The 25,898-nt window shown below is 43.2% G+C and carries 25 protein-coding genes and 1 riboswitch; of the genes, 18 read left to right on the plus strand and 7 right to left on the minus strand.

Features of this window, described 5'->3' with window-relative positions:
- Nucleotides 1–34: 34 nt before the first annotated feature.
- Entirely contained in the window at nucleotides 35–2,107 is a 2,073-nt protein-coding gene (dinG, locus tag ZX61_RS22950) for an ATP-dependent DNA helicase DinG (protein WP_049846894.1), read from the minus strand.
- A gap of 516 nt (nucleotides 2,108–2,623) precedes the next feature.
- Between dinG and ZX61_RS22955 the strand changes: the two genes are divergently transcribed.
- Nucleotides 2,624–3,640: a porin gene (locus ZX61_RS22955; protein WP_049846895.1), complete on the plus strand. Its 1,017-nt coding sequence runs from the start codon at nucleotides 2,624–2,626 to the stop codon at nucleotides 3,638–3,640.
- Nucleotides 3,641–3,780: 140 nt separating this feature from the next.
- Nucleotides 3,781–4,458: a YccT family protein gene (locus ZX61_RS22960; protein WP_049846896.1), complete on the plus strand. Its 678-nt coding sequence runs from the start codon at nucleotides 3,781–3,783 to the stop codon at nucleotides 4,456–4,458.
- Between the two features lie 75 nt (nucleotides 4,459–4,533).
- On the opposite strand, the gene bioA is transcribed toward ZX61_RS22960, so the two are convergent.
- Nucleotides 4,534–5,811 (minus strand): adenosylmethionine--8-amino-7-oxononanoate transaminase, encoded by a 1,278-nt coding sequence (gene bioA / locus ZX61_RS22965; protein ID WP_049846897.1) that lies wholly within the window; start codon nucleotides 5,809–5,811, stop codon nucleotides 4,534–4,536.
- 132 nt (nucleotides 5,812–5,943) lie between these two features.
- Here bioA and bioB point away from each other — a divergent pair, with 132 nt between their 5' ends.
- From bioB to bioD, 4 genes are read left to right on the plus strand one after another with little or no spacing between them, the layout of a single operon-like run.
- The gene (gene bioB, locus ZX61_RS22970) at nucleotides 5,944–6,996 is read left to right on the plus strand and encodes a biotin synthase BioB (protein ID WP_049846898.1); all 1,053 of its coding nucleotides are present in this window, start codon (nucleotides 5,944–5,946) and stop codon (nucleotides 6,994–6,996) included.
- Nucleotides 6,983–8,125 (plus strand): 8-amino-7-oxononanoate synthase, encoded by a 1,143-nt coding sequence (bioF, locus tag ZX61_RS22975; protein WP_049846899.1) that lies wholly within the window; start codon nucleotides 6,983–6,985, stop codon nucleotides 8,123–8,125. The genes bioB and bioF overlap by 14 nt, the downstream gene beginning before the upstream one ends.
- 4 nt (nucleotides 8,126–8,129) lie before the next feature.
- Nucleotides 8,130–8,933 (plus strand): malonyl-ACP O-methyltransferase BioC, encoded by an 804-nt coding sequence (gene bioC, locus ZX61_RS22980; RefSeq protein ID WP_049846900.1) that lies wholly within the window; start codon nucleotides 8,130–8,132, stop codon nucleotides 8,931–8,933.
- On the plus strand, nucleotides 8,930–9,613 hold the full coding sequence (gene bioD, locus ZX61_RS22985; RefSeq protein WP_049846901.1) for a dethiobiotin synthase: 684 nt from the start codon (nucleotides 8,930–8,932) through the stop codon (nucleotides 9,611–9,613). The genes bioC and bioD overlap by 4 nt, the downstream gene beginning before the upstream one ends.
- Before the next feature lie 48 nt (nucleotides 9,614–9,661).
- Here the strand turns inward: bioD and ZX61_RS24195 are convergent, their stop codons facing one another.
- Nucleotides 9,662–9,829: a hypothetical protein gene (locus tag ZX61_RS24195; RefSeq protein WP_150115042.1), complete on the minus strand. Its 168-nt coding sequence runs from the start codon at nucleotides 9,827–9,829 to the stop codon at nucleotides 9,662–9,664.
- 304 nt (nucleotides 9,830–10,133) lie between these two features.
- Here ZX61_RS24195 and htpX point away from each other — a divergent pair, with 304 nt between their 5' ends.
- From htpX to ZX61_RS23030, 9 genes are all read left to right on the plus strand, one after another.
- Nucleotides 10,134–10,997 (plus strand): protease HtpX, encoded by an 864-nt coding sequence (htpX, locus tag ZX61_RS22990; protein ID WP_049846902.1) that lies wholly within the window; start codon nucleotides 10,134–10,136, stop codon nucleotides 10,995–10,997.
- A gap of 178 nt (nucleotides 10,998–11,175) precedes the next feature.
- Nucleotides 11,176–11,595 (plus strand): nuclear transport factor 2 family protein, encoded by a 420-nt coding sequence (locus tag ZX61_RS22995; protein WP_049846903.1) that lies wholly within the window; start codon nucleotides 11,176–11,178, stop codon nucleotides 11,593–11,595.
- On the plus strand, nucleotides 11,592–12,320 hold the full coding sequence (locus tag ZX61_RS23000) for an SDR family NAD(P)-dependent oxidoreductase (protein ID WP_049846904.1): 729 nt from the start codon (nucleotides 11,592–11,594) through the stop codon (nucleotides 12,318–12,320). Before ZX61_RS22995 ends, ZX61_RS23000 begins: the two co-directional genes overlap by 4 nt.
- Before the next feature lie 10 nt (nucleotides 12,321–12,330).
- Nucleotides 12,331–13,611, plus strand: coding sequence for an NAD(P)/FAD-dependent oxidoreductase (locus tag ZX61_RS23005; protein WP_049846905.1), 1,281 nt, complete (start codon nucleotides 12,331–12,333; stop codon nucleotides 13,609–13,611).
- A gap of 1 nt (nucleotide 13,612) precedes the next feature.
- Nucleotides 13,613–14,392 (plus strand): DUF1365 domain-containing protein, encoded by a 780-nt coding sequence (locus ZX61_RS23010; protein WP_049846906.1) that lies wholly within the window; start codon nucleotides 13,613–13,615, stop codon nucleotides 14,390–14,392.
- 15 nt (nucleotides 14,393–14,407) lie between these two features.
- Nucleotides 14,408–15,655, plus strand: coding sequence for an SAM-dependent methyltransferase (locus ZX61_RS23015; protein WP_049846907.1), 1,248 nt, complete (start codon nucleotides 14,408–14,410; stop codon nucleotides 15,653–15,655).
- 23 nt (nucleotides 15,656–15,678) lie between these two features.
- Nucleotides 15,679–16,197, plus strand: coding sequence for a DUF2878 domain-containing protein (locus ZX61_RS23020; RefSeq protein ID WP_049846908.1), 519 nt, complete (start codon nucleotides 15,679–15,681; stop codon nucleotides 16,195–16,197).
- Nucleotides 16,154–16,699 (plus strand): chalcone isomerase family protein, encoded by a 546-nt coding sequence (locus ZX61_RS23025; RefSeq protein WP_049846909.1) that lies wholly within the window; start codon nucleotides 16,154–16,156, stop codon nucleotides 16,697–16,699. The genes ZX61_RS23020 and ZX61_RS23025 overlap by 44 nt, the downstream gene beginning before the upstream one ends.
- Nucleotides 16,699–17,232: a DUF3833 domain-containing protein gene (locus ZX61_RS23030; RefSeq protein ID WP_049846910.1), complete on the plus strand. Its 534-nt coding sequence runs from the start codon at nucleotides 16,699–16,701 to the stop codon at nucleotides 17,230–17,232. The genes ZX61_RS23025 and ZX61_RS23030 overlap by 1 nt, the downstream gene beginning before the upstream one ends.
- Before the next feature lie 276 nt (nucleotides 17,233–17,508).
- Here the strand turns inward: ZX61_RS23030 and purB are convergent, their stop codons facing one another.
- The 3 genes from purB to mnmA all read right to left on the minus strand — a co-directional run bounded on the left by purB (nucleotide 17,509) and on the right by mnmA (nucleotide 20,807).
- Entirely contained in the window at nucleotides 17,509–18,879 is a 1,371-nt protein-coding gene (purB, locus tag ZX61_RS23035; protein ID WP_049846911.1) for an adenylosuccinate lyase, read from the minus strand.
- A 165-nt stretch (nucleotides 18,880–19,044) separates the two neighbouring features.
- Nucleotides 19,045–19,662 (minus strand): high frequency lysogenization protein HflD, encoded by a 618-nt coding sequence (gene hflD / locus ZX61_RS23040; protein ID WP_049846912.1) that lies wholly within the window; start codon nucleotides 19,660–19,662, stop codon nucleotides 19,045–19,047.
- Nucleotides 19,663–19,682: 20 nt separating this feature from the next.
- Nucleotides 19,683–20,807, minus strand: coding sequence for a tRNA 2-thiouridine(34) synthase MnmA (gene mnmA / locus ZX61_RS23045; RefSeq protein ID WP_049846913.1), 1,125 nt, complete (start codon nucleotides 20,805–20,807; stop codon nucleotides 19,683–19,685).
- 194 nt (nucleotides 20,808–21,001) lie between these two features.
- Between mnmA and ZX61_RS23050 the strand changes: the two genes are divergently transcribed.
- Together ZX61_RS23050 and ZX61_RS23055 are read left to right on the plus strand one after the other, a co-directional pair.
- Entirely contained in the window at nucleotides 21,002–21,271 is a 270-nt protein-coding gene (locus ZX61_RS23050) for a hypothetical protein (protein ID WP_049846914.1), read from the plus strand.
- Nucleotides 21,272–21,513: 242 nt separating this feature from the next.
- Complete coding sequence (locus ZX61_RS23055; protein WP_049846915.1) at nucleotides 21,514–22,818, plus strand: inosine/guanosine kinase; 1,305 nt, start codon at nucleotides 21,514–21,516, stop codon at nucleotides 22,816–22,818.
- A 98-nt stretch (nucleotides 22,819–22,916) separates the two neighbouring features.
- On the opposite strand, the gene ZX61_RS23060 is transcribed toward ZX61_RS23055, so the two are convergent.
- Nucleotides 22,917–23,327: an H-NS family histone-like protein gene (locus tag ZX61_RS23060; protein WP_049846916.1), complete on the minus strand. Its 411-nt coding sequence runs from the start codon at nucleotides 23,325–23,327 to the stop codon at nucleotides 22,917–22,919.
- A 598-nt stretch (nucleotides 23,328–23,925) separates the two neighbouring features.
- Nucleotides 23,926–24,107: riboswitch (Lysine riboswitch) on the plus strand.
- Nucleotides 24,108–24,221: 114 nt separating this feature from the next.
- Here ZX61_RS23060 and ZX61_RS23065 point away from each other — a divergent pair.
- Nucleotides 24,222–25,823: a Na+/H+ antiporter NhaC family protein gene (locus ZX61_RS23065; protein WP_049846917.1), complete on the plus strand. Its 1,602-nt coding sequence runs from the start codon at nucleotides 24,222–24,224 to the stop codon at nucleotides 25,821–25,823.
- Nucleotides 25,824–25,898 lie beyond the last annotated feature (75 nt).

The following is a 25,898-nucleotide window of genomic DNA, read 5'->3' on the forward strand; positions in this document are numbered from 1 at the left end:
ATATATAGAGTAGGAGCAGGTCTATAGACCTTTATCATTCAATAATGCGTTTAAACGGAGGTAATGAGTCTAGTAAAGCGCTGCCGTAACGTTTAGTCACTACTCTTCGATCAAGGATGATGACTTTACCAGAATCGCGCTCTTTACGCAGCAAACGCCCGACTGACTGAATCAATTTTTTGCTTGCTTCTGGTACTGCAATTTGCATAAAAGGATTACCGCCACGACTTTCGATGTATTCGGCATGAGCTTGTTCAACAGGCGAAGTTGGCACAGCGAAAGGTATCTTGGTGATAATCAGATTTTCTAATAGTTCACCTGGTAAATCTAAGCCTTCGGAAAAGCTTCCTGTACCAAATAACACGCTTGTTTTCTGGCACTGAACCAAGGTTTTATGTTTTTTTAGCATCGCCGAACGAGACTCTTGCCCTTGTACCTGTAGCGCCCAGCCTCTTTTTACAAAATCTGTTGAGAGTGCGTCAGCGACTTGATTCATTTGCCAGTAAGAGGAGAAGAGTACCAAGTTTGCCTTATTGCTCTCAATCAGGTTAGGGAGCTTTTCTATTAAGTGGTCTGTAAATTGTGGCGCGGAAGGTTCGCAATCCATTTTTGGTATATGCAGTTCCGCCTGATTCTGATAATCGAATGGGGAGGCGAGGGCAAGGAATCTCACCCCATCATCTGGCCTCTCGCTCACGCCAGACTGGCGGCAAAAGAAGCTAAATGAGTTTAATGCACGTAAAGTAGCGGAAGTTAATACCGCGCCGACGCAACGACTCCATAGCTGTTGGTCTAGCTGCCAACCGACTTCGAGTGGAGAAACATTAACAATGAAGTCACCTTCACGATCTGGGCTGACTTCCAACCACCTTGCTAGCGGAGCGCCTTTTTCTCGCAATGGTTCTGCCATTAAATTCCAAACTTGAGCAAGGTTGTCCATACGTTGGATATAAAAGCCGAGTTCAGCTAGAGCAGGTTCCGCTAATCGATTGGTGAGTTCGCCATCTTTTACACGCTCTGAAATCAGATCCGCCACTTTCGCCACGGCTTGAGCGCCTTTTTGCGACAGCTTTTTCAGCTCCTTAGCTTCCTCTTCCAGCCAGCTGGGTAGCTCGCCATTCTCGAAGCGATAAATTTTTTCTTCAAAATGGACAGGATCAAAACGAGTCGCCAGTTGGCTAAGCGAAGGAATTAACTGCTGCACAGAGTCTTGCAATTCATTCCTAAATCGAGCAACTCTCTTTTCATCAGCCATATTGGCAAATTTAGTTACTGATTGATTCAGCCTTTCCAGCCAACTTGCCGCACCTTTTAGGCTAGCAGCGGCAGAGGAGTGATCGCGTGCTACATGTGGTAGGTGGTGCGCCTCATCAAACACGTAGATGGTATTCTCAGGTTCGGGAAGAATCACGCCGCCGCCAAGATCCGCGTCGGCCATGACTAAACTATGGTTAGCAATGATGACATCGGCTTTATCAAGTTCAGAACGAGCCTTTTGGAAAGGGCAGTCTCTGTGCGCGGGCAAACTCAGATTACAGCTATGCTTGTCGCTGACTATCATCTGCCAAATTTCATCTTTGATTGGTTTTGGCCAACTGTCACGATCGCCATCCCATTTTCCTTGAACTAGCGACTTATACATCGTCTCAAGCTGCTCTATATCTTTTTTCTTTGGTTTGGACTCGAACATAGCTAATTGACCACCATCAACCCCGCTCGCAGATGCCAGTTTTTCAGCACAACAATAGCGTTGGCGCCCTTTTGCTAAGATAAAGGAAAACTCTCGGTCAGTGAGCCTTCTATATAGAGGAAGATCTTTTCCAACGAGCTGCTCTTGAAGTGCCACGGTGGCGGTTGAAATAACGACCTTACGATTGTTGAGTACAGCAACAGGAATAGTTGCCATTAAATAAGATAGAGATTTGCCGATTCCAGTCCCTGCTTCAGCCACAATCACCCGAGTTGATTTGTGATATTCACCACACAATGTTTTGGCTATCTCAGCAACAAGATAGTTTTGCGCTCGACGAGGTACAAAGTTTTCGAGCTGTGACTGCAAGTTTTGATAACTTGTGCGAATGGACTGTTGGATTTTACTGGTTATCATACTGTGACCTATATAGCGGGTGCCGCATCATAGCACAGTTCTCTAAGTACTACTTAGTTCACGAAATAGAATCCCAATTGGCCAAATGTGGATCTTGTTCACAAAAAAAAACTGAACCTTCAGGTACTTACAATTAATTCTAAATGTAAAAAATATATCACGCCAAAGCTTTTGGTTTAACAGTTGATAATGCCAAGGATCTCTACTAAGTGAGTATTTTGTGGTATAAAAGTCTAAATATGAACTAAATCAAAGGGGCTGATAGACTCATTATTAATCTATGAAGTCGCTCGAATTTTGAGCCTAAAAATATGCAAGTTGTTGTTTTACATTGGTTTTATGTTTTTTTATGTGGGTGTTTTAGAACATTTGACACTTCGCATAATCTTTTGCAATCTAGACCCCGAAATTAAGTGGCGATGATATCCGACCATTAAGAGATTGGAGTCATCATCAAAAAACATAAAGGGAACCGGACAAGGAATTCCCATTCTATAGAAAAGGCAGTGGATTATTATGAAAAAGACTCTAGTAGCTCTTTCAGTACTTATGGCAGCGACGTCTGCTCAAGCTATCGAACTTTATAACCAAGATGGCGTTACAGTTAACATGACTGGTGACGTAGAAGTTCGTTACAAAAAAGACATCGGTAAAGATCAAAACACTAAGCAAGAAATCGATGATGCAGATTTCGGCTTCGACACTCGTTACGCAGTAAACGATGACCTACAAGTTGGTGCTTTCCTAGAATTCTCTGGCGACAACAGCGACCGTGCTAACGACAAAACTTCAGTTGGTAACGTATACGTTGGTTTCTACCACGGCAGCTACGGCGACCTAAAAATTGGTAAACTAGATACTCAGCTAGATGATGCTGGTATTGGTAACGACTACCTATTTGGTGTGAACTCATTCTTCAATAACGCTAACTTTGGTGGTGAAGAAGCAATTCGTTACGATCTAGATACTGGCTCTTTCTACATGGGTCTTGGTTTAATTCAAGACAAGCACGAAGCTCAAGCTATTGGTAAAGACGGTCACTATGTTGATGTTAAAGTTGGCTACCGTGTAGCAGATTTTGACTTTACAGCTTTCTACGGCGACGCAGAGCTTAAAGGTAAAGTTTTAAGCGACCAAGTGACACTAAACCAAGATGAAACTCTAGTTGCTTTAGAAGCACGTTACGCTGGTTTTGAAAACCTAAACATCGAGCTAGGTTACTACACTGTTGATACTAAAGAGAAAGGTGGCGATAAGATCGAAGCTGATACTATTGCTATTGCTCTAGACTACACATGGAACAAGTGGAACTTTGCTGGTGGTTACAGCGATACTGACTACAGCGACAACTACATGATCGGTTCTGTAAGTGGAACTACAGTAACTTATGCAAAAGCCGAAGACCACGGTCAGTGGTTCCTAAATGCTGGTTACGGTATTGCTCCTAATACTACAGTATATGTAGAAATTGGTGATAACGACAAAGCTAACTCTGACCTAGGTTACGGTATCGGTGTTAAAGCTACATTCTAATTGAATAATGTTAATTGGAATACGAAGCCACTCATTGAGAGTGGCTTTTTTATTTGACTAACAATAGTTTATTGCTTTTCACAGATGAATTGCCTTGCTAAAATTGACTGATAACTAAAGCGGGAACACAGAGTAATATCATGAAAAAATGGATGCTAGCATTATGTACTTTCGGCGCATTTTCTGTCAGTGCAGCAACATTAATGCCTGAGCAAGGGCTATCAGTTCTTTATATCAATGGTCAAAAATCGGAATCGAAAATTGGCACGCAAGAAATTCCAAATGGGGATGTTCAACTCGTTGTTAGAATGGACAAAACTTTAGGTCGAGGTAACTCTGCAAAGGTATTTACGTCAGATCCTTACGTTCTATCATTTATAGTAAACGGTGAGGAAATTAAAATTGAGAACCCACCAGTCAGCAGCGCGCAAGCAGCGACAAAAGAATTCAAAACTGAGCAACCAGGTTGGGAACTAGTTCAAGATGACGTCCCACTGAGTTACTCGCAAGAAAAACTACCATCAAAAGGTGGGTTATTCCCATACTTATCGATGGACAATCTTGTAGCTGAGTACAACCAATCTAAGGGGATTCACTTCAACAACGGCCAGTTAATTGACAAGCCTGTTGAAGCCCAAGCGATTGCTGTAGCAGCAACGACGACAGCTGCTGTGACTTCTACTTCAAGTAAGGTAGAAAAAACCTCTCCGGCTAAACCAGTGGCGACTAGCAATGTAGAACAGCTAAAAGCTTGGTACCTAAAAGCATCTAAAGAAGAGCGTAAAGCGTTCCGACGTTGGATGATTGACCAAGAGTAATGGTTACTAGATTTGAATCTAAAACAGGCTTCCAATTGGAAGCCTGTTATGTTTTTGCGAGAGTAATACAAAAAACTAAATAAAACACTCAGGGCAGTTTAGCGCAGACTCAATTGCTGAAACTAGCTTTTCGATATGTTCTGCTTGGCTGATGTAAGGTGGCATCATATAAATTAGTCTGCCAAATGGGCGAATCCAGACGCCTTGTTCAACAAACAGAGCTTGAATCGCTTCCATATTGACTGGTGTTGTCGTTTCAACCACACCAATCGCGCCTAACCAGCGAACATCTTTAACCAATTGATATTTTTTTAGCTTAGGCAGTAGCTCTGAGAATAGCTGCTCAATTTGTGTTGTTTGTTTTTGCCACTGGTTTTGCTCAAGTAACTCCATACTCGCAGTCGCGACAGCACAGGCCAGTGGATTACCCATAAATGTTGGCCCATGCATAAAACAGCCCGCTTCACCACCACAGACAGTATTAGCGACATCACTGGAGGCTAGGGTCGCTGAAAGCGTCATATAGCCACTGGTTAGTGCTTTGCCTACACATAATATATCTGGCTGAATATCGGCATGCTCACAAGCAAACATTTTGCCCGTACGGCCAAATCCGGTTGCGATTTCATCGAGAATCAGCAGTACACCAAATTGATCGCACAGCTCTCGAATTCCTCTGAGGAAATTCGGATGATAGATTCTCATTCCTCCGGCCCCTTGGACGATCGGTTCCAAGATTACAGCAGCGATCTCTTTGTGGTGCTGTGAAATTCTGGCTCTAAAGTCATTTAGGTCACTCTCATCCCACTCTTGCCAATAACCTGTTTTTGGAGAAGTAGCAAAAATATGCTCAGGAAGAAATCCTTTATAAAGCGAGTGCATCGAGTTATCAGGGTCGGTCACAGACATGGCGGCAAAGGTGTCACCATGGTAGCCATCGCGCAGTGTTAAGAACTTAGGTCGAGACTCTCCCTTAGCGTGCCAGTATTGAAGAGCCATTTTAAGACTGACTTCCACGGCAACGGAACCTGAGTCAGCGATAAATACATGTCGCAAGTTGCTAGGCGCAAATGACAGTAATTTCTTACATAGGTTGATTGCGGGTTCGTGCGTAATTCCGCCAAACATAACGTGTGACATTTTATCAATCTGAGCATGGGCAGCGGCATTTATATGCGGATGATTATAGCCATGGATCGCAGACCACCAAGAAGACATGCCATCTACGAGCTGTTTTCCATCTTCCAGTTGCAGGTAAACACCATCTGCTGAAGTTACAGGATAGCAGGTCAGAGGTGTAAGCGTTGATGTGTAAGGATGCCATATATGATGACGGTCGAAAGCGAGATCCATGTCCAGTTCCTGAAATTGAAGTGGTTAATATGCAATCAAATGTAAACTTTTGATTTTTTGTTGTGTTGACAGTTTACCCCGTGTCAGTAGACTAGCCAAGTAATCAAACCAACAATAATCAAAGGAAAGCACGTGGAAGTACGTCACAACTGGACTATTGAGCAAGTTCGCGGCCTTATGGAAAAGCCATTCATGGATCTAGTCTTCGAAGCGCAATTGGTTCACCGTCAATATCAGCAACATAACCATGTGCAAGTCAGTACTCTACTGTCCATTAAAACAGGTGCTTGCCCTGAAGATTGTAAGTACTGTCCGCAAAGTGCCCGCTATACAACGGACATTGAGAAAGAGCGCTTAATGGAAGTTGAGCGAGTTCTCGATGCTGCTCAAAAAGCGAAAAGTGCTGGTTCAACGCGTTTTTGTATGGGCGCTGCTTGGAAGAATCCAAAAGAGCGCGACATGCCGCATCTGACTGAGATGATCAAAGGTGTTAAAGGGATGGGCTTAGAGACCTGTATGACTCTAGGGATGCTCACGCCAGATCAAGCGAATTCTTTGGCACAGGCGGGTTTGGATTATTACAACCACAACTTAGATACGTCACCAGAGTTCTACGGCAGTATTATTACCACGCGAACGTACCAAGATCGTTTAGACACGCTGTCACATGTGCGTGATGCGGGAATGAAGATTTGTTCTGGTGGTATTATCGGTATGGGCGAGAGCGAAAATGACAGAGCGGGGTTGCTGGTTGAGCTTGCGAACCTACCTACTCACCCTGAAAGTGTGCCAATCAATATGTTGGTTAAGGTGAAGGGAACGCCACTTGAAGAGGTTGAAGACGTTGAGCCGTTCGACTTTATTCGCCTTATCGCTATTGCGCGTATCATGATGCCAAAATCAGCGGTTCGCTTGTCTGCAGGTCGAGAAAACATGAACGAGCAGATGCAGGCGCTATGTTTTATGGCTGGTGCTAACTCAGTTTTCTATGGTTGTAAACTTCTGACAACACCTAACCCGTCAGAAGACAAAGATATGCAGCTATTCAACAAACTAGGCATTAACAGCCAAGAGGTTTCTCAAAAGCCAGATGAAATCGAAGAGAACGATCTGCTTGACCGCGTAGTAGAACGTGTCGCGGCAAGGCCAACGAAAGATGACCTATTCTACGATGCAAGTGTTTGAGCAACGTATTCATTCAGCCCTTAGTGATCGACAAGCTAAAGGCCTTAGCCGCTCTCTGAGCGCTATCGAACTAAGCAGCGCGCCAAAGCTCATCTACAGTGATAACGAGTATCTTAACTTTTCCAGCAATGATTACCTTGGGTTAGCGTCTGATAAGGAGTTAACCCGAGCGTGGCAGGAAGGGCTAGATCTATATGGTAATGGTAGTGGTGCATCTCCACTGGTCACTGGATTTTCTGTTGCCCACCAAAAGCTTGAAGAGACCTTGTGTGGTTGGTTTGGGTTTGACCGAGCGGTTTTGTTTGGTTCTGGATTCTCAGCCAACCAAGCACTGCTGTTCTCGTTACTGAAGAAAAATGATCTGCTGCTGCAGGATAAGCTAAATCACGCTTCCTTGATTGAAGCGGGTGCGCTATCTCCTGCCATCATGAAGCGCTTTAAGCACAATGACGTTGCCCATTTAACATCTTTGCTTAATCAAGGCACTTTGGTGGTGACTGAAGGCGTATTTAGCATGGATGGCGATCTTTCTCCTCTGAAAGAGATCAAAATGTCGATTGAAGACAAAGCTTGGTTGGCAGTTGATGATGCTCACGGCGTTGGTGTCTTGGGTGATAAAGGTCAGGGGAGTTGTGCATACGCAGGTATTCAGCCAGACATCCTTGTTGTGACCTTTGGTAAAGCGTTTGGTCTGTCGGGTGCGGCGATTTTGTGTAGCCATTCTGTGGGAGATTACTTAACCCAGTTTGCTAAGCACCATGTCTATTCAACAGCTATTCCTCCTTCGCAAGCGGTTGCGCTTAATAAAGCCGCGCAGATGATTCAAGTGCAAGATTGGCGCAGAGAAAAGCTAGGCGAGTTGGCTGATCGTTTTCATGAGCAACTGAAAGATTTTGAAGGCTATAGGGAGACGGTCACCCCAATCAAACCGTTTGTTCTGGGCTCGCCCCAACAAGCACTTAAAGTTGCAGATGAACTGCGTCAACAAGGAATTTGGGTCACAGCGATTCGTCCACCTACGGTACCCCAGGACAGTGCTCGATTGAGAATCACGCTTACCGCTAAACATAATGAGCAACATGTCATCAAGTTGACCAATACGTTAAAGCAAGCATTGAAAGGGATATAAATAAATGAATCAAGCTGTACTTGTGGAGCCAGAAGAAACGGTGAACAAAACGGCAATAGCTGAAGCGTTTGGGCGTGCGGCCACTACCTATGACCAACACGCTGCTTTTCAACGTGATGTTGGTCATCGGTTGTTAGATAAAATGCCTCGCGATCTATCAGAACAAACAGTTTTAGATATTGGTTGTGGTACAGGGTACTTTGCTCAAGAGCTGTTAAAGCGCGGTGCGACGGTGGTGTGCTTCGATTTGTCAGACAAGATGCTTGCTGAAGCGAGGATTCGATGTGGTGAGGTGGGTATCTACTATCAGCAAGGAGATGCCGAATGTCTACCATTTGACAGTGATAGCTTTGACTGCGTCTTTTCTAGCCTTGCCTTACAGTGGTGTGAAGATTTGAGCGTGCCCCTGAGAGAGATCAAGCGAGTTGTGAAGCCTAAAGGGTCAGCATATATATCCACATTGCTAGATGGTTCTCTGCTAGAGCTTAAAAAGGCGTGGGCAAAAATTGACTCATATCAACACGTGAATGACTTTATCTCATTCAATCAGGCAAAAATTGCGTTAGCGCAATCTGAATGCCATGCGCATCAACTAGACTTATCGCCAATCACGGTTTGGTATAAAACGGCTTTTGCTCTTATGCGTGACTTGAAAGGCATTGGTGCTACTCACATTGATGGCCGTTCGAATAGCCTGACAAGTCGTAGAGCCTTGCTAAAAGTTGAGCATGAATACCAAACTTACCGAAATCATCAGGGTCTTCTGCCTGCAACATATCAGGTCTGTTTAGGGGTTATTAATCTATGATTGATGCATTTTTTATTGCGGGTACGGATACCGATGTTGGAAAAACGGTTGCTTCAAAAGCAATCTTAAATGCGCTAGCAGAAAAGGATTTAAAAACGATTGGTTACAAGCCTGTAGCCGCTGGGAGCGATAAAACAGAGCAAGGTTTTCGTAACTCAGATGCCTTGTATCTACAAGAAGCGGCAACAGTTAACGTTGCATACGACGATGTAAACCCATATGCGTTGGAGCTTCCTGCTTCTCCTCATATTGCGGCTATTCGTGAAAACATCGACATTGAGTACTCAGTGCTAAGTGGCAAACTAAAGTTGCATAAGCAGAATTCAGACATTGTCCTTGTTGAAGGTGCAGGCGGCTGGCGTGTACCTGTTTCGAAATCTGACTGTTTATCAACTTGGGTGCAGCAAGAGAAACTCCCAGTCGTTTTGGTGGTGGGTATAAAGTTAGGTTGCCTGAGTCACGCGATGTTAACACTGGATGCGATTAAAGCGGATGGCGTAGAGGTCGTGGGTTGGGTCGCCAACCGAGTGAATCCAGGTACTGAGCACTACGCAGAAATCATTGAAATGCTAGAGAATAAAATCGCAGCGCCAAAACTGGGTGAAATCCCCTATGTACCAAAAGTGAAGCGCAAAGATTTGGCTAAATACATTGATGTCTCACCACTTCTAAACCGCTAAAAAAGCAAAAGGCTGCCAAACTGGCAGCCCTTTTTATATTAGTATTGTTTACATCTCTTGGTTTAAGCCCATCAACGCACCTTGTGTTTCAATAATGCGCTTTTGAGTTTTATCTTCTACTGAGATCCCAAGTTGTTGTTTTGCCTCATCTTCAGAAATACCGAGGTGGCAGCACAACAGATCAATAGCCATTTGATAGTTGTTAGTTTCTACCATGATTTCGTTCCCTTATTACATGGATTCTTTAATCTCAACTAAATCTAGCACGTTTGGTAAGAGTCACAATACGACCAAAGTCTAAGGAGAAAATCTTAGGCTTATCGTTATGTCGTCAATTATTCCTCAGGTCAATTATTTATCAGTTGTTAATCTTAAGCTTACTTTTTAGAAATCAAATGTTTCAATTTACTTCTTAACCTTGTAATCAAAGGGGATAGACTATATCTATTAGGTAAAGAATAGTCCCAAGAGTTGATCTTGAGGGCAATAATAAGATGCTTCCGTTTTTTGGAGAAAAGTAATGAAGCGAGTAATGTTATTTCTTGCAACCAACTTAGCTGTTGTTCTGGTATTGAGTGTTGTTCTGAACATTGTTTATGCAATGACAGGGATGCAGCCTGGAAGTCTGTCTGGCTTGTTGATAATGGCAGCCGTTTTCGGCTTTGGTGGGTCGTTTATCTCACTGATGATGTCAAAAGGTATGGCTCTGCGCTCAGTGGGGGGAATGGTAATTGAAAGCCCACGCAATGAGACAGAGCACTGGTTACTAGAAACAGTTCGTCGCCAATCTGAGCAAGTAGGGATCGGTATGCCTACCGTCGCTATTTACGATTCAGCTGACATCAACGCCTTTGCAACTGGCGCAAAACGAGATGATTCTTTAGTTGCGGTTTCTACAGGTCTACTGCACAACATGACTCGTGATGAGGCAGAAGCGGTACTTGCCCACGAAGTTAGTCATATCGCCAATGGTGATATGGTGACAATGACACTGATGCAGGGTGTGGTGAACACATTCGTTATCTTCTTATCGCGATTTATCGCCAACATTGTTGCATCGAACGACAATGAGGAAGAAGGCGGAAGTAATATGATGGTTTACTTCGGTGTAAGCATGGTGCTTGAGTTGGTATTTGGCTTCCTAGCGAGTTTTATTACAATGTGGTACAGCCGTCATCGCGAGTTCCATGCTGATGCAGGTGCTGCTCACCTAGTTGGCAAACACAAAATGATAGCTGCGCTAGAGCGACTAAAAGTAAGTCACGAATCTCAACTAGAAGGCTCAATGATGGCGTTTGGTATTAATGGCAAACGTTCTGTGACAGAATTATTGATGAGTCATCCACCGCTAGATAAACGTATCTCAGCTCTACGCAATTCGTAGATATAACACCTAATTAATTGAAAAGGCTTGGTTTATAACCAGGCCTTTTTTTGATCTGTTTTAAAAGTCCTCACGTACAAGTTATACAAACTAAAATTTGTACAACTTTCAGAAATCACCTATGGTTAGGTTGTTGTACAAAATAATATTATGTATAAGGTTGTGAGAGGTATTTTGAATGGATGTACAGACGGTAGGCGAAGTTTATCAACAGTTGAACAAATCAAATCTTCATCTGTTGTCTGACGTTTATCATGACGAGGTAGTGTTTGAAGATGCTGCGCACAGATTAGAAGGGTGGCAAGAGTTAGAAAACTACTTCGAATCCCTTTATAGCAATGTAACGCGCTGCGATTTCAACATTCTTGAGCACCAGCAAACGGGAAACAGCGGCTTTCTAACCTGGCAGATGGCGCTGGAGCATCCAAAGCTATCAAAAGGCTCAGCGGTGTACGTCAATGGTGTTAGCCATCTGAAGTTTTCGCAAGGTCGGGTCATATACCATCGTGACTATTTTGATCTTGGTGAGATGCTCTATGAAAATCTACCTCTACTCGGTTCGGTAATCAAAACGATTAAGCAAAGGTTAGGCAAATGAAGACGGTTCTAATAACGGGAGCCACTTCAGGGATTGGGCTCCAGCTTGCAAAAGACTATGCCGACGACGGTTTCGAGGTCTATGCCTGCGGTAGGAATGAAGAACGATTAAGTGAGCTTAAAGACACGTTTACCAATTTACATCCTATTGCTTTTGACCTAACCGACCTAGAGGCGACGACTATTGCTCTTAACTCCTTACACAGCATTCCTGACCTTTGGATTTTGAATGCCGGGGACTGCGAGTACATCGATGACGGCAAGCTCGATGCGCTGCTTATGAAGCGTGTTTTCGACATTAACGTTATTGGGCTTACCAACGCCATCGAGGCTTGCCAGAAGTATTTTGCGCGTGGACAACGGCTCGCCATAGTAGGGTCGATAGCGAGTGAATTGGCCTTGCCGAGAGCAGAAGCTTATGGTGCATCAAAAGCGGCAGTGAGCTATTTGGCGCGAACACTTCAGGTTGACCTCAAGCCGCAAGGTATTGATGTTTCGATTATTTACCCGGGTTTTGTCAAAACTCCGCTAACCGACAAAAACACCTTTGAAATGCCCATGTTGGTTTCTTCACAGCGGGCGTCTCAGGAGATAAGAGATGGGCTTGCGAAAGGAAAAGACCACATCTATTTCCCTAAGAAATTTACTTCCATTTTACGTTTGATCGGCGCTCTTCCATACAGCTGGCAAAATGCACTGACTGCCAAGCTACTCGCTCAAGGATAGGAACAGGACAATGAAAATAGCAATTATTGGAACGGGAATATCAGGGTTAACTTGTGGTTACTATTTACATAGAGAGCACGACGTCACCTTGTTTGAAGCGAATGATTACATAGGCGGACACACCGCAACCGTTGATGTCGAAGTCGAAGGTTGTTCTTATTCTGTAGATACAGGCTTCATTGTCTACAACGACAGAACATACCCTAACTTTATCGCTTTGATGGAAGAGATCGGAGTGGAAGGCAAACCAAGCCAAATGAGTTTCAGCGTAAGAAATGATAGCAACGGCCTTGAGTATAATGGGCATACTGTGTCGACACTGTTTGCTCAAAAGCGCAATTGGCTAAATCCTAAATTTTACTCTTTTATCTTTGAAATTCTCCGCTTTAATAAAGAAGTCAAGGAGATAGCCAACCAGCCTAACATGGCCGATTTAACACTCGGAGACTTCCTCACTTCGCGTGAATTTAGTGACTACTTCTGCGACAACTATATTTTGCCGATGGGTGCGGCTATTTGGTCTTCGACATTAGCAGATATGCGAGCGTTTCCGTTGCCCTTCTTTGCGCGATTCTTTCTAAATCATGGCTTACTTGATGTGACCAATCGGCCGCAATGGTATGTAATTAAAGGTGGATCAAGCACTTACATCAAGCCACTTACCAGAGGGTATTCAGATAAGATACGTCTAAACACCCCCGTTGATTCTGTAGTAAGAGATCAAGTAGGTGTGACGCTGCATTTTAATGGTCAGACGGAAAGGTTCGATCAGGTTGTGTTTGCCTGCCATAGTGATCAGGCTCTACAGCTTTTGCAAGATTCGAGTGCGACCGAGCAATCTGTACTGTCCAACTTAGCTTATCAAGCGAATGAAGTCATTTTGCATACTGATGAAAGCTTACTGCCAAAACGAAAAGCCGCTTGGGCGTCTTGGAATTATTGGCTTGAAGGTTGTAAAGGTGAAGAAGGTAGAGCACCAACATTGACTTACAACATGAACATATTGCAGCACATTGATGCACCGTCAACATTCTGCGTCTCTTTAAACAGTAATGAGCAAATTGCGCAGGAAAAGATATTGAAGCGCTTTGTTTATCACCATCCGGTTTTCAACCAGCAATCGATAGAGGCACAGGCACGACGCGACGAAATTAATGGCCTATCTCGAACTTGGTTCTGTGGTGCATATTGGTATAACGGCTTCCACGAAGATGGTGTACGTAGTGCGTTAGACATAGTGAGAGGAATTAATCTACTTGATTCCAATCTGGGTTCTCAGGGAGCGGCTTAAGATGTCTGAAGGGAAGGGTAGCTGCCTTTTTGTTGGGGATGTAAGGCACCGGCGCTTTACTCCAGTACAACACGCGTTGAACTACCGTTTGTTTATGCCATGCCTAGACTTAGATGAGCTTGAATCTTTGCAAAACAAGGTGTGGGGGTTCGGAACTCGTTGGTGGCATTGGGCTAGGTTTAAACGCGATGATTACTTAGGTTCTGGGGACTTAAAACAGGCGGTATTAAACAAGGTTGTAGAACTTGGTGGAGAGGCTACTAAAGGAAGCGTAAAAGCTGTAGTGCACCTAAGGTATTTTGGTATCTACTTTAGTCCGGTTAATTTCTACTACATCTATGACGAGAGTGAAAACTGGCTTTACCTACTGGCTGAAGTTAGCAACACACCTTGGAATGAACGTTACTACTATTTATTAGATGCAAATGATGAGAGAACCTGGAAGCACGCAAAGGCGTTTCATGTCTCTCCATTTAATCCTATTGAGCAAGAATACGTATGGAAAATCAAGCCCATAAATCAGCGTCTCTCTATTCATTTGGAGTGTCATCGCAGTGACAAAGAGTTTGATGCCACAATGAAAATGGTTAGAAAGCCATTGTGTTCGCGAGTTCTACTTAAACATTTGATCGTTACTCCAATAATGGCAGTAAAAGTGACTGTGGGCATTTATTGGCACGCATTAAAACTATGGATCAAAGGAGCGCCGTTTTATTCGCACCCCAAATATAGTCAGGGTGATGAAATTGAACAGAATCACAGCGCGAAAATAGAAAAATAACAAGGAGCCTAAGAAATGATTAACTCACAAACGCTACCTTTGCCTGCGCAATTAACTTCGGTGCAGAAAACAGCCCGAAACATCGCATTTTCATGTTTGTACAAGATTCAGTTTGGTTCGTTGACCATCATTGAGTCTTTTGGTTCGCAAGGTGCTACGCAAGTCAGAGAGAGCTTTGGTCGCCCGCAGAAGGGTCAACCTAGTGCCATTGTTGAAGTCAAAAATCCTGCGTTTTATGCTCGCTTACTGAAAGGCGGCAGTATTGCCGCTGGTGAAGCGTATATGGATGGATGGTGGGAAAGCCCTGATCTCACAGCCGTAATGGAGCTAATGGCAATGAACCTTTCAACATTAGACACTATCGAAAGTCGTTCAAGTTTTTTGTCGAAACTTATATATCAAGTTGGGCACTGGTTGAATCGCAACACAGTCGAGAACTCTGCAAGAAATATTGAAGCTCATTATGATTTGAGTAATGAACTATACGAAACTTTTCTTGATAGTCGCATGCTCTACTCGTCAGGGATTTACGATTCGCCTAATGACACGCTAGAGCACGCCCAGATCAATAAAATGGATCGCCTGTGTAAGCAACTGAAGCTCACATCTAATGATTCCGTGATTGAGATAGGAACGGGGTGGGGGTCAATGGCTATCTATATGGCAGAAAACTATGGTTGCCATGTTACCACTACAACTATTTCAGAACAGCAGTTTCAATACGCTAAGCAGAAGATAGAAGAGAAGGGTTTGCAAGACAGAATAACCCTGCTTAAACAAGACTACCGTCTGTTGGAAGGGGCTTTTGATAAGCTGGTATCGATTGAGATGATTGAGGCAGTTGGCAAGCAGTTTCTTACCTCTTACATTCAAAAGTGCCAGTCATTATTGAAGACTGGTGGACTGATGGCGATCCAGGCCATCACCATTGCAGACCAGCGCTATGATTATTACAGTAATAATGTTGATTTTATTCAAAAGTATATCTTCCCAGGTGGCTTTTTACCTTCAATTACCGCATTAACACATGCCACGACAAAACATAGCGACCTCATTCTAAGAGATCTTTACGATATTGGTGAGGATTATGCCAAAACTCTTAGAGACTGGTATCTGAAGTTCAACCAAGCCCGTGAACAGGTTTCTGACTTGGGGTTTGATGACAGGTTTGTACGAATGTGGAATTACTACTTTTGCTATTGTGAAGGTGGCTTTCGTGCAAAATCAATCAGCACTGTTCACATGACGTTTCAGCGTCCATAGAAGCTGAATTAAAGGGGCATGCTATGAAGCGGTTACTTATGGTGTCAACTTGGTTTCAAGCTATATGGTTCTGCGCCGTAATAGGAAACTATGAGCTACAGTACGTGACATTATCGCTTGTCGCGATAACGCTGGTTGTGTCGACTATAAAAATGAAGCTCAATTGGATTAGGGTTGTTCTTGTTGTTGCTCTAGGTATTGTGGTCGATTTTACAAATATGACCTTTGGATTGCTTCAGTTTCAATACGAATATTTCCCATTATGGTTGTTGGCATTGTGGCTGATATTTGCTTGGTACGCTTATTTTTTATATCCGATAGTGAGCCAGTATCCACTAACTATCGTATCAATGGTAGGAGGGATTGGAGGTGCACTAAGTTATGTTGCGGGTGAAAGCCTTGGAGCCGTTTCATTTGGGGTTTCTAACATCACCATTGTAAGCATATTACTCGTTGAGTGGACTCTAATCATTGCTTTGATTCTTAAGGTATATGGATATGAAGTGCGTAGCAATAATAACAGCGTTCCTAGTGCTGACTAGTAGTGCTTTTGCGTCTGAGTCATCAAGGCATAATGCTGAAAGCTGGAGAAGTTGGACTAGTGTTGGTCAGGCTCAGTTAACAATGTTTTTCTTTGATATTTATGAGTCGCAATTGCTGACGCCAAATGGCGGCTATGTTGTTGAAAAGGATATTACACCTCACCCCCTTGCACTTTCTATTACTTACCAAAGAGACATTTCTCAAAAACAACTGCTAGACGCTACGGTTGAACAGTGGGAAAAGCTCGGCTATGAGCAAAGTGATACGGATTATTGGGCGTCAAGGCTAGAAATCATCTTCCCTGATATTGAAGAAGGTAACAATTTGACCTATGTGACAGATGGTTACCGGGGCAGCTTTTACTATTCTAAACCAAAGACAAACCAGCAACTTATTGGCTCTATTGAAGAAGAGGCTTTTAACGATGCTTTTCTAGCAATATGGTTATCACCAAACACTGAGTACCCGCGGCTCAGAGAACGTTTGATTGGGAGAAACTAATGTTTAAACGCCTAAAGCTGACGATCATGGTGCTGTTATCTACGCTGCTGATTATAGGTTGCTCTAGCGACTTAGATGACTACAGAGAAAGCAAACCTGAATTCAACTTGTTCGAGTACTTTGAAGGCAAGTCAATGGCTTGGGGAATGGTGCAAGATTACACCAACAAACAGACTCGCCGCTTTGAGGTGGTGATTGTCGGCAGTGTGAAAGAAAACACTCTCACACTTGTCGAAGATTTTGTATTTGATGATGGTGAGAAATCCCAACGAATCTGGACCATTGAACGCTTAGGCAATGGTTACTACCAAGGAAGCGCTGACGACATTATTGGTATTGCGACAGGGAGAGAAGTTGGCAATGCACTTCAGTGGCAATATGACTTCGAATTACAACTAGAAGACTCGACAGTTGTTGTGTCATTGGATGACTGGCTATACCGCCAGGATGAAAAGCATGTTTTTAATCTAACCAAAATTAAGAAGTTTGGCATTGAAGTAGGGAAGATCACGCTGTTTTTTCAAAAAAAATAGAGAGCTAAAGGGGATGGGTAAGCGGAAAATGTTTCTGCTTGACATTATATCCCTCATCCCCGAGAGCGAGGAACGAAGGGGGGGGGATCTCTAAAAGTTGATAGAAAAATTAATGAGATTCCTTACTCGCAACTTCGTTGCTCTAAGGAATGACCGGAAACAGCACGGCTGAATATATATTTAGATTGAAACGAAGAAGGGTTGACGCTTTCACGTCAACCCTCACAATTAAACGATTCTCGATTCTCGATTCTCGATTCTCGATTCTCGATTCTTTTACAGCTTATCAGTTAGCTCAATTGCCTGACCGATGTAGTTAGCTGGTGTCATCTCTTTTAGACGTGCTTTCTCGTGCCCTGGTAGTTCAAGGCCATCGATGAAGTTACGCATAGCTTCACCGTCGACACGTTTGCCACGAGTTAGCTCTTTTAGCTTCTCGTATGGCTTTTCGATACCGTAACGACGCATAACTGTTTGCACAGGTTCTGCAAGAACTTCCCAGTTTTGGTCTAGCTCAGCAAGAAGCGCTTCTCGGTTAACTTCTAGCTTACTGATGCCTTTTAGTGTTGAAGTGTACGCGATGATTGCGTAGCCCACACCAACGCCTAGGTTACGTAGAACTGTTGAGTCAGTTAAGTCACGCTGCCAGCGAGAGATAGGGAGTTTCTGCGCTAGGTGGCCGAATACCGCGTTTGCTAGCCCTAGGTTACCTTCTGAGTTTTCAAAGTCAATTGGGTTCACTTTATGCGGCATGGTTGAAGAACCGATTTCGCCAGCAATTGTTTTTTGCTTGAAGTGACCTAGAGCAATGTAACCCCAAACATCACGATCGAAGTCAATCAGGATAGTGTTGAAACGTGCAACCGCGTCGAATAGCTCTGCGATGTAATCGTGTGGTTCGATTTGAGTTGTGTATGGGTTCCAAGTAACACCAAGAGATTCAGTGATGAACTCTTCAGAGAATTGGTGCCAGTCTAACTCTGGGTAAGCAGAAAGGTGAGCGTTGTAGTTGCCTACGGCACCATTGATCTTACCAAGAATTTCTATGTTAGCGATCTGCTTGTACTGGCGCTCCATGCGGTACGCCACGTTAGCCATTTCTTTGCCCATAGTAGAAGGAGAAGCAGGTTGACCGTGTGTACGAGATAGAAGAGGAATATCACGGTATTCAACAGCAAGCGCTTTGATAGCGTCGATGATGTTTTTGATTTCAGGAAGAATCACTTCATCACGTGCTTCTTTGAGCATTAGCGCGTGAGAGGTGTTGTTGATGTCTTCTGAAGTACAAGCAAAGTGAATGAACTCATTCACTGCGTCTAGCTCTGGTAAACCAGCGACTTTCTCTTTAAGGAAGTACTCAACGGCTTTCACGTCGTGGTTAGTTGTACGTTCAATCTCTTTAATGCGTGCCGCATCTTCTTCAGAGAAGTTTGCTGCTAACTCATCTAGGAACTTGTTTGCTTCTGCGCTGAATGCTGGTACTTCGGTGATTGCATCTGTAGCTGCAAGCTTTTGTAACCAACGAATTTCAACGATAGAGCGGTACTTCAGTAGTCCAAATTCACTAAAGATGCTGCGAAGTGCGATTGTTTTGCTTCCGTAACGACCGTCTACTGGTGAAACAGCAGTCAATGCTGACAGTTCCATGATGTTCTCCTGAAAATTGAGTTTCTAAATTTTGTGTGCTTTATACCAATTACCAAAGCTTTTGTCACGAACATTGCGCAAACGTTTGCTTTACTCTTATTTTGGAAGAAAGTGCTTTGGTATAAAAGAAGAAGCTCGCGTCCTGCGCGAGCTATTAATTTTACGTTAGATTCGAGCTAATAGTATTTGTGCCTGTTCAACCATTTTTTTACGGCCAAAGATAAGGTGACGACGTTTACCACCGACCTGACGCCATAGTACGGCACTGCGAATACCTGATAGAAGAAGAGCGCGAACTTTGTGTTGGTTAGACGTTTGTTGCAGTACTGACGGTGTACCCGTAACTTGAATACGCGGGCCTACAGGGCTAATCACATCAAGATAGACGCTTGCAAGATTGCTAATCATTTGCTCGTCTAGCAGTTCAAAGTGATCGAGCTGACGTTCTAGCATTTGGATACGATCACCCAACTGAGACATGGCGTCATTGCGGGATTGCAGCTTACGCTCCAGCGCCATTAGGCTGATAATGTAACGCGTAATTTCGCTACCATTTGGAGTGCTATCGATACCTTTGACTAGGCATTCTAAGCCAAGCTTTAGGTCAGATTCGCGACCGAAAACACCCACGGTATTATTTGGGTTGGTGCTTAAGATCGCTTTTAGAGAAGTTTCAAACGCGTCAGAGTCACAGTGACCGTTTTTTGCGACTTGTTGTACCAAAGCGACAGCTTGGCAAATTCCTGCAAAGGCGATTGTACGGTCGTATAGTGTGTTAGCCACGTAGTTCTACTCCTAAAAAATTAAATGCGTTCTTCGATGATTCCACCACCAAGGCAGACGTCATCTTGATAGAAAACAGCAGATTGACCTGGTGTAACGGCAATTTGAGGCTCGTCAAAGATCACTTTAATGCTCTCATCATCGATAGGGATGATAGTACATGGGATATCTGTTTGACGGTAGCGTGTTTTTACTGTGCATTGTAACGGATCTTTAATTGCTTCACGATCAACCCAGTGTAGTTGTGATGCTAGTAAGCCTTGGGATTTAAGCATTGGGTGGTCTTTGCCTTGAACTGCAATCAGCACATTACGCTTAAGATCTTTGTCACCAACGAACCACGGGTCTTCATTGCCACCACCGCCTTTTTGGCCACCGATATGTAGACCTTTACGTTGACCCAGCGTGTGGTACATCAATCCGTTGTGTTTACCGATGACTTTGCCTTCTGGTGTTTCAATGTTGCCTGGCTGTGCTGGGAGATAACGGCCTAGGAAGTCAGTAAACTTACGTTCACCAATAAAACAAATACCAGTTGAATCTTTTTTCTTCGCTGTGATCAGATCTTGCTCTTCCGCAATGCGGCGAACTTCAGGTTTCTCTAAATCACCCACAGGGAAAAGGCTACGCGCGACTTGTTCGCTGCTTAAAGTGTATAGGAAGTAGCTTTGGTCTTTGTTGCTATCTAGTCCGCGAAGCATGCGTGGTTTCTCACCATTTGCAATGTCTTCCGCGGTTGGAAAAGTGCGGCGAACATAATGCCCCATCGCGATGTAGTCGGCATCTAGAACTTCATCAGCAAACTCCAAAAACGCTTTAAACTTAATCTCTTTGTTACACAGAATATCTGGGTTTGGTGTACGACCTGCTTTATATTCAGCAAGGAAATACTCGAATACGTTGTCCCAATACTCGGCAGCAAAGTTAATTGTGTGTAGATATATGCCTAGCTTGTCACAAACAGCTTGCGCATCGGCAAGGTCTTCAGCTGCTGTACAGTATTCTTCGTTGTCATCTTCTTCCCAGTTCTTCATAAATAGGCCTTCGACTTGGTAGCCTTGCTGCTTAAGAAGATACGCAGATACAGATGAATCAACGCCACCGGACATGCCAACGATGACTTTCTTTTGACTGTTGTCAGACATTACTAAACACCACTTAAATTAACTGGACGCAGATTTTATCAGAAAGCACAGCAGGGTGACAGTTCCGAGACCGAAATCACACTTCGAATTCGGACGATTATTGTGCGCTTGCATAGTTAAAACTGCAAAATTTGACTATTAAACTTGTATATATGGCATAGTGACGAAAATTCAAGAGAGTCAGAATTAATCTAATGAGCGAAGAAAACCAAATCATCGAAGAAGCGCAGCTAATCGAAGTTATCGAAAACCAGCTAGAAGATGGAAACCCAGTGAAGGTGAAAGAAACCTTGATGCGTTTGATGATGACGGGCACGCCTCGTGAAGACGCTATCGCTATGATGGCGTGTGCGGTAGCGATTGAAATCTTTGATGTAATGAAAAACGAAGGTGAGTTCAACTTAAAGCGCTATGCTGATAATTTAGATCGCCTGCCTGACTTAAGTTTTATGGAAGGCGAATAAGCCCAATATACAGACATTTAGAATGGTAACACTCGCTGTTTTACTTTCCAAAGCACTGACATAAAGTGAGTGCTTATCCTTATTTTTACCCCATTTATCTATTACATTCAGATTCACTCGTATATTAATTGCTCGTGCAAACGTTTGCTATAATACCTTTTGTTGCCGTGCTACAAGCTGCGAGGTAGAATCCGGCATCCTTTCATCCCTTATTTACATTCCTTTACTGCAGAAGCATTGTTATGAAATTTCCTGGTCAACGTAAATCGAAGCACTACTTTCCTGTTCACGCACGTGATCCATTAGTCAGTCAATCTCAAGAAAGTAAAAAAATGTCGCGTACGCACATTATCGGTATTGATCAAACGCTCGTTGATATAGAAGCCAAGGTAAGCAGTGAGCTTATTGATAAGTACAAATTGAGTAAGGGGCACTCACTTGTCATAGATGACGAAACTGCTGAAGCATTATATAACGAGCTAAAAGAGCGTGACCTTATTACCAATGAATATGCTGGTGGTACTATTGGCAATACGCTTCACAATTATTCGGTGCTCGCTGATGATCGTTCGACTTTGTTAGGCGTGATGAGCCAAGATATTAAAATTGGCAGCTACGGCTACCGCTACTTGTGTAACACATCAAGTCGGATGGACTTAAATCACCTGCAAGGTGTAGATGGTGCAATCGGTCGTTGTTTTGCACTTATTACCGAAGATGGCGAACGTACATTTGCAATTAGTGAAGGTCAGATGAATCAACTTCATCCTGATAGTATTTCAGAAAAAATATTTAAAAATGCTTCAGCGTTAGTACTGACCGCTTATTTGGTGCGTTGTAAAGAGGGAGACCCAATGCCTCAAGCAACAATGAAGGCAATAGAATATGCCAAAAAGCATGACGTGCCGGTTGTACTGACTTTAGGTACTAAGTTTGTCATTCAAGATGACCCGAAATTTTGGCAAGAATTTTTAAATGATCATGTCTCAGTGGTAGCGATGAATGAGGATGAAGCCGAAGCGTTAACCGGCGAGTCTGATCCCCTTGCTGCATCTGATAAAGCGTTAGACTGGGTGGATTTGGTATTATGTACTGCTGGACCTGTCGGCTTATTTATGGCCGGATATACGGAAGAATCAGCAAAGCGTGAAACCTCTTTGCCATTGCTACCAGGTAGTATTGCTGAATTCAACCGCTTCGAATTTAGCCGACCTGCTTCAAAAGCGCTTTGTGATAATCCGATTAAAGTGTACTCACATATTTCGCCTTATATGGGAGGTCCGGAGAAAATTAAGAATACAAATGGTGCTGGCGATGCTGCATTGTCGGCTTTATTGCATGATATGGCTGCCAATAAATACCACAAAGAAAATGTCCCTAACTCTAGTAAGCATGCACATTCATACTTAACTTATTCTTCATTCTCACAAGTATGTAAATACTCAAACCGAGCAAGCTACGAAGTATTGGTGCAGCATTCGCCACGTTTATCTCGTGGACTTCCAGAGCGAGAAGACAGTTTGGAAGAAGCGTATTGGGAACGTTAAAACTCATTTTAAGAAAGCCTCATTTGATGGGGCTTTGTTATATTCATTGTAATAAAAAAGCGCCCAGCGGCGCTTTTTGAATAACTCAAACGAATTGATTAGATTAGGAAGTCATCTAAAGGCTTACCAGCATCTAATTGTTCTTGGATAACTGAAGGTGTACGACCTTGACCTGTCCAAGTTTTGGTTTCGCCAGAAGCATCAATATAATGATATTTAGCAGGACGAGGAGCACGCTTAGCTTTAGGCTTGTTACCTTTAGACTCACCTGCTAGCGCAGAAATTAGCGCTTCTACATCGATACCATCTTTAGCTATTTGGTCAGCGATAGCCGCTAATTTAGCTTCTTGCTCAGCTCTCGCTGCAAGTTCAGCTTCTTCAGCTTCTTTACGTTCTGCTACAACTGTAGCGAGTTTATCTAGTGCTTCCTCTAATTGCTCGAGAGTTAATTCGCGAGCAAAAGCGCGTAGACTACGAATGTTTAATAGTGTTTTTGTTAGTTCCGACATTTATTCATCTCTTCATATATAAGTTGCCGATGTGTGAACTATAAACCGCCAAGAATAATATTACAATCTTACTGACATAAATTTACCTAAAATAGTAATTTATCCGTATCATTCTGCACTATCTAATTTAAATTCAGTCAGGAAAATTAATCTCTACCGTGATTTGGCCTTGTTCAAATAATATTAGATAAGTTGTTTGGGGGTTTGGTTTCATATCGATGGCCGTGAATATATAAAACTAGGCTTTGGCTGTATATGTCGCTATGTATATAGCAATTAAATAGCAAGTGCTGCATCTCATACAATAATGTAATTTTCATGAAACTACTCATATATTTTGCAGCATATATCTCTTTTCTGCAGAGTTTATAAATGATTAATTCATCCACAGCAAAAGGTCTCAGCTAAAGCTATCAAACTGGATGACTATTCATTCGATTTGGAAGCTTAGTCGAAGATGGTTAGCAATAATTCTAACAATAAAAAGTGGAATATTATGTTGAAAGAGAGCGTGAGATAAGTACAATGGGCGGAACCTGATGCGAATTGTTGGTTAAATTATTGTTAAATTGATTTTTCAATAGTTTAAAGTTTCAACGTTCGCGGTAGAGGCGCGGAATAAAAAAGTAGTGTTTGTTGGGGTGATGCCAATGAGCAAACACAAAAGGTTATTCCGCCGAAGTGAACTTTCTCATCAAAGGGGTTTGCTGGGGTTACACTCGAAAGGGGTAACACTGCCATAGTCTATAATTTGTAAAACTATGGAGCGCTACTGTAGGGCTGGGTCTGGCATTCGCTAGCCTATCGCTAATTTCAACTTAATTGTTTGGAAATGAATTCCTTCAATTAGTCTGCAGTAGATCTCTAACCATTTATTACTGGTTTTTGAAGATCATGAATTTAATTGATTTTGCATCATCTCCTTTGTCTCTTTTGCCACCGCTTGTGGCACTGAGTTTAGCTATTATTACCCGTCGAGTTCTCGTTTCGTTGGGGGTTGGTATTGTATTGGGCGCTATTTTGCTAAACGATTACTCGTTTGGTAGTGCGCTAGGCTACGTTGGTTCGACTGTTTCAAGCGTATTTATTGAAGACGGTGGCATTAATACGTGGAATATGAGCATTGTTGGCTTCCTTATTCTACTCGGCATGATGACTGCGCTATTGACCCTTTCGGGTGGTACTCGTGCGTTTGCCGAATGGGCTCAGACCCGAGTGAAAAGTAAACGCGGCTCAAAGCTCCTCGCTGCATTTTTAGGTGTTTTTATCTTTGTTGATGATTACTTCAATAGCTTAGCTGTCGGTGCGATTTCTCGTCCTGTTACAGACCGCTTTTATGTGTCGCGAGCTAAGTTAGCCTATATTCTAGACTCTACAGCAGCACCCATGTGTGTGATTATGCCTGCATCCAGTTGGGGTGCATACATTATGACTATTATTGGAGGTATCTTGGTCTCTCATGGGATTACTGAGTATTCAGCCTTAGGTGCCTATGTCCGCCTTATTCCGATGAACTTCTATGCAATCTTTGCTCTGCTTATGGTGTTTGCTGTGGCATGGTTCGGCTTAGATATTGGTAAGATGCGCGATCATGAAATTGCAGCTTCACGTGGTCAAGGCTTTACTAAAGAGCAAGCAGAAGATTCAGACGAAGCACACGAAATCAACGAAGAGCTTGATATTGAAGAGAGCGATAAAGGTAAGGTTTCGGATCTGATTCTACCGATCGTTTTACTTATCGTTGCGACTGTAGCTTCAATGCTATATACAGGTGGACAAGCTCTAGAGGCTGACGGTATTGCCTTTAATTTGCTTGGCGCATTTGAGAATACCGATGTTGGTACGTCACTAATTTACGGTGGTCTAGTCGGTCTCGCTGTGGCGCTGTTTACCGTTGTTAAGCAAGGCATCGCTGTAACGGAGATTTCCCGTACGCTTTGGATTGGTGCGAAATCAATGTTCGGTGCGATTTTGATTTTGGTATTTGCTTGGACAATCGGTTCTGTTATCGGAGATATGAACACTGGTAAGTATCTATCGACGTTGGCTCAAGGCAATATTAACCCACATTGGCTGCCGGTAATTTTGTTCTTGTTGTCTGGTCTTATGGCTTTCTCTACAGGTACTTCATGGGGTACGTTTGGTATTATGCTGCCAATTGCTGGTGATATGGCGGGTGCCACTGATCTTGCGCTTATGCTACCTATGTTAAGTGCTGTTCTAGCGGGTTCAGTATTTGGTGATCACTGTTCACCAATCTCGGACACGACTATTCTCTCTTCTACAGGTGCGCGTTGTAATCATATTGACCACGTAGCAACTCAGCTGCCATACGCGCTTTCGGTTGCAGCAGTGTCGTGCATTGGCTTTATCACTCTAGGTATGACAGCGTCTATCGGGATGTCGTTTGCTGCAGCATCAGTGGCATTTATAGCGATTTGCGTGGTGTTGTCGGTTCTGTCGAAGTCAAAAATGGCTAGCTGCCAAAACACCTAATTGACTGAAGTGATAAATAACTAGATAGGGAGCTCAGGCTCCCTTTTTATTTGTCATAGACAATTATAAAAAAGT

Source organism: Vibrio sp. VPAP30, from assembly GCF_001188205.1.
In the GTDB taxonomy this organism is placed as follows: domain Bacteria; phylum Pseudomonadota; class Gammaproteobacteria; order Enterobacterales; family Vibrionaceae; genus Vibrio; species Vibrio bivalvicida.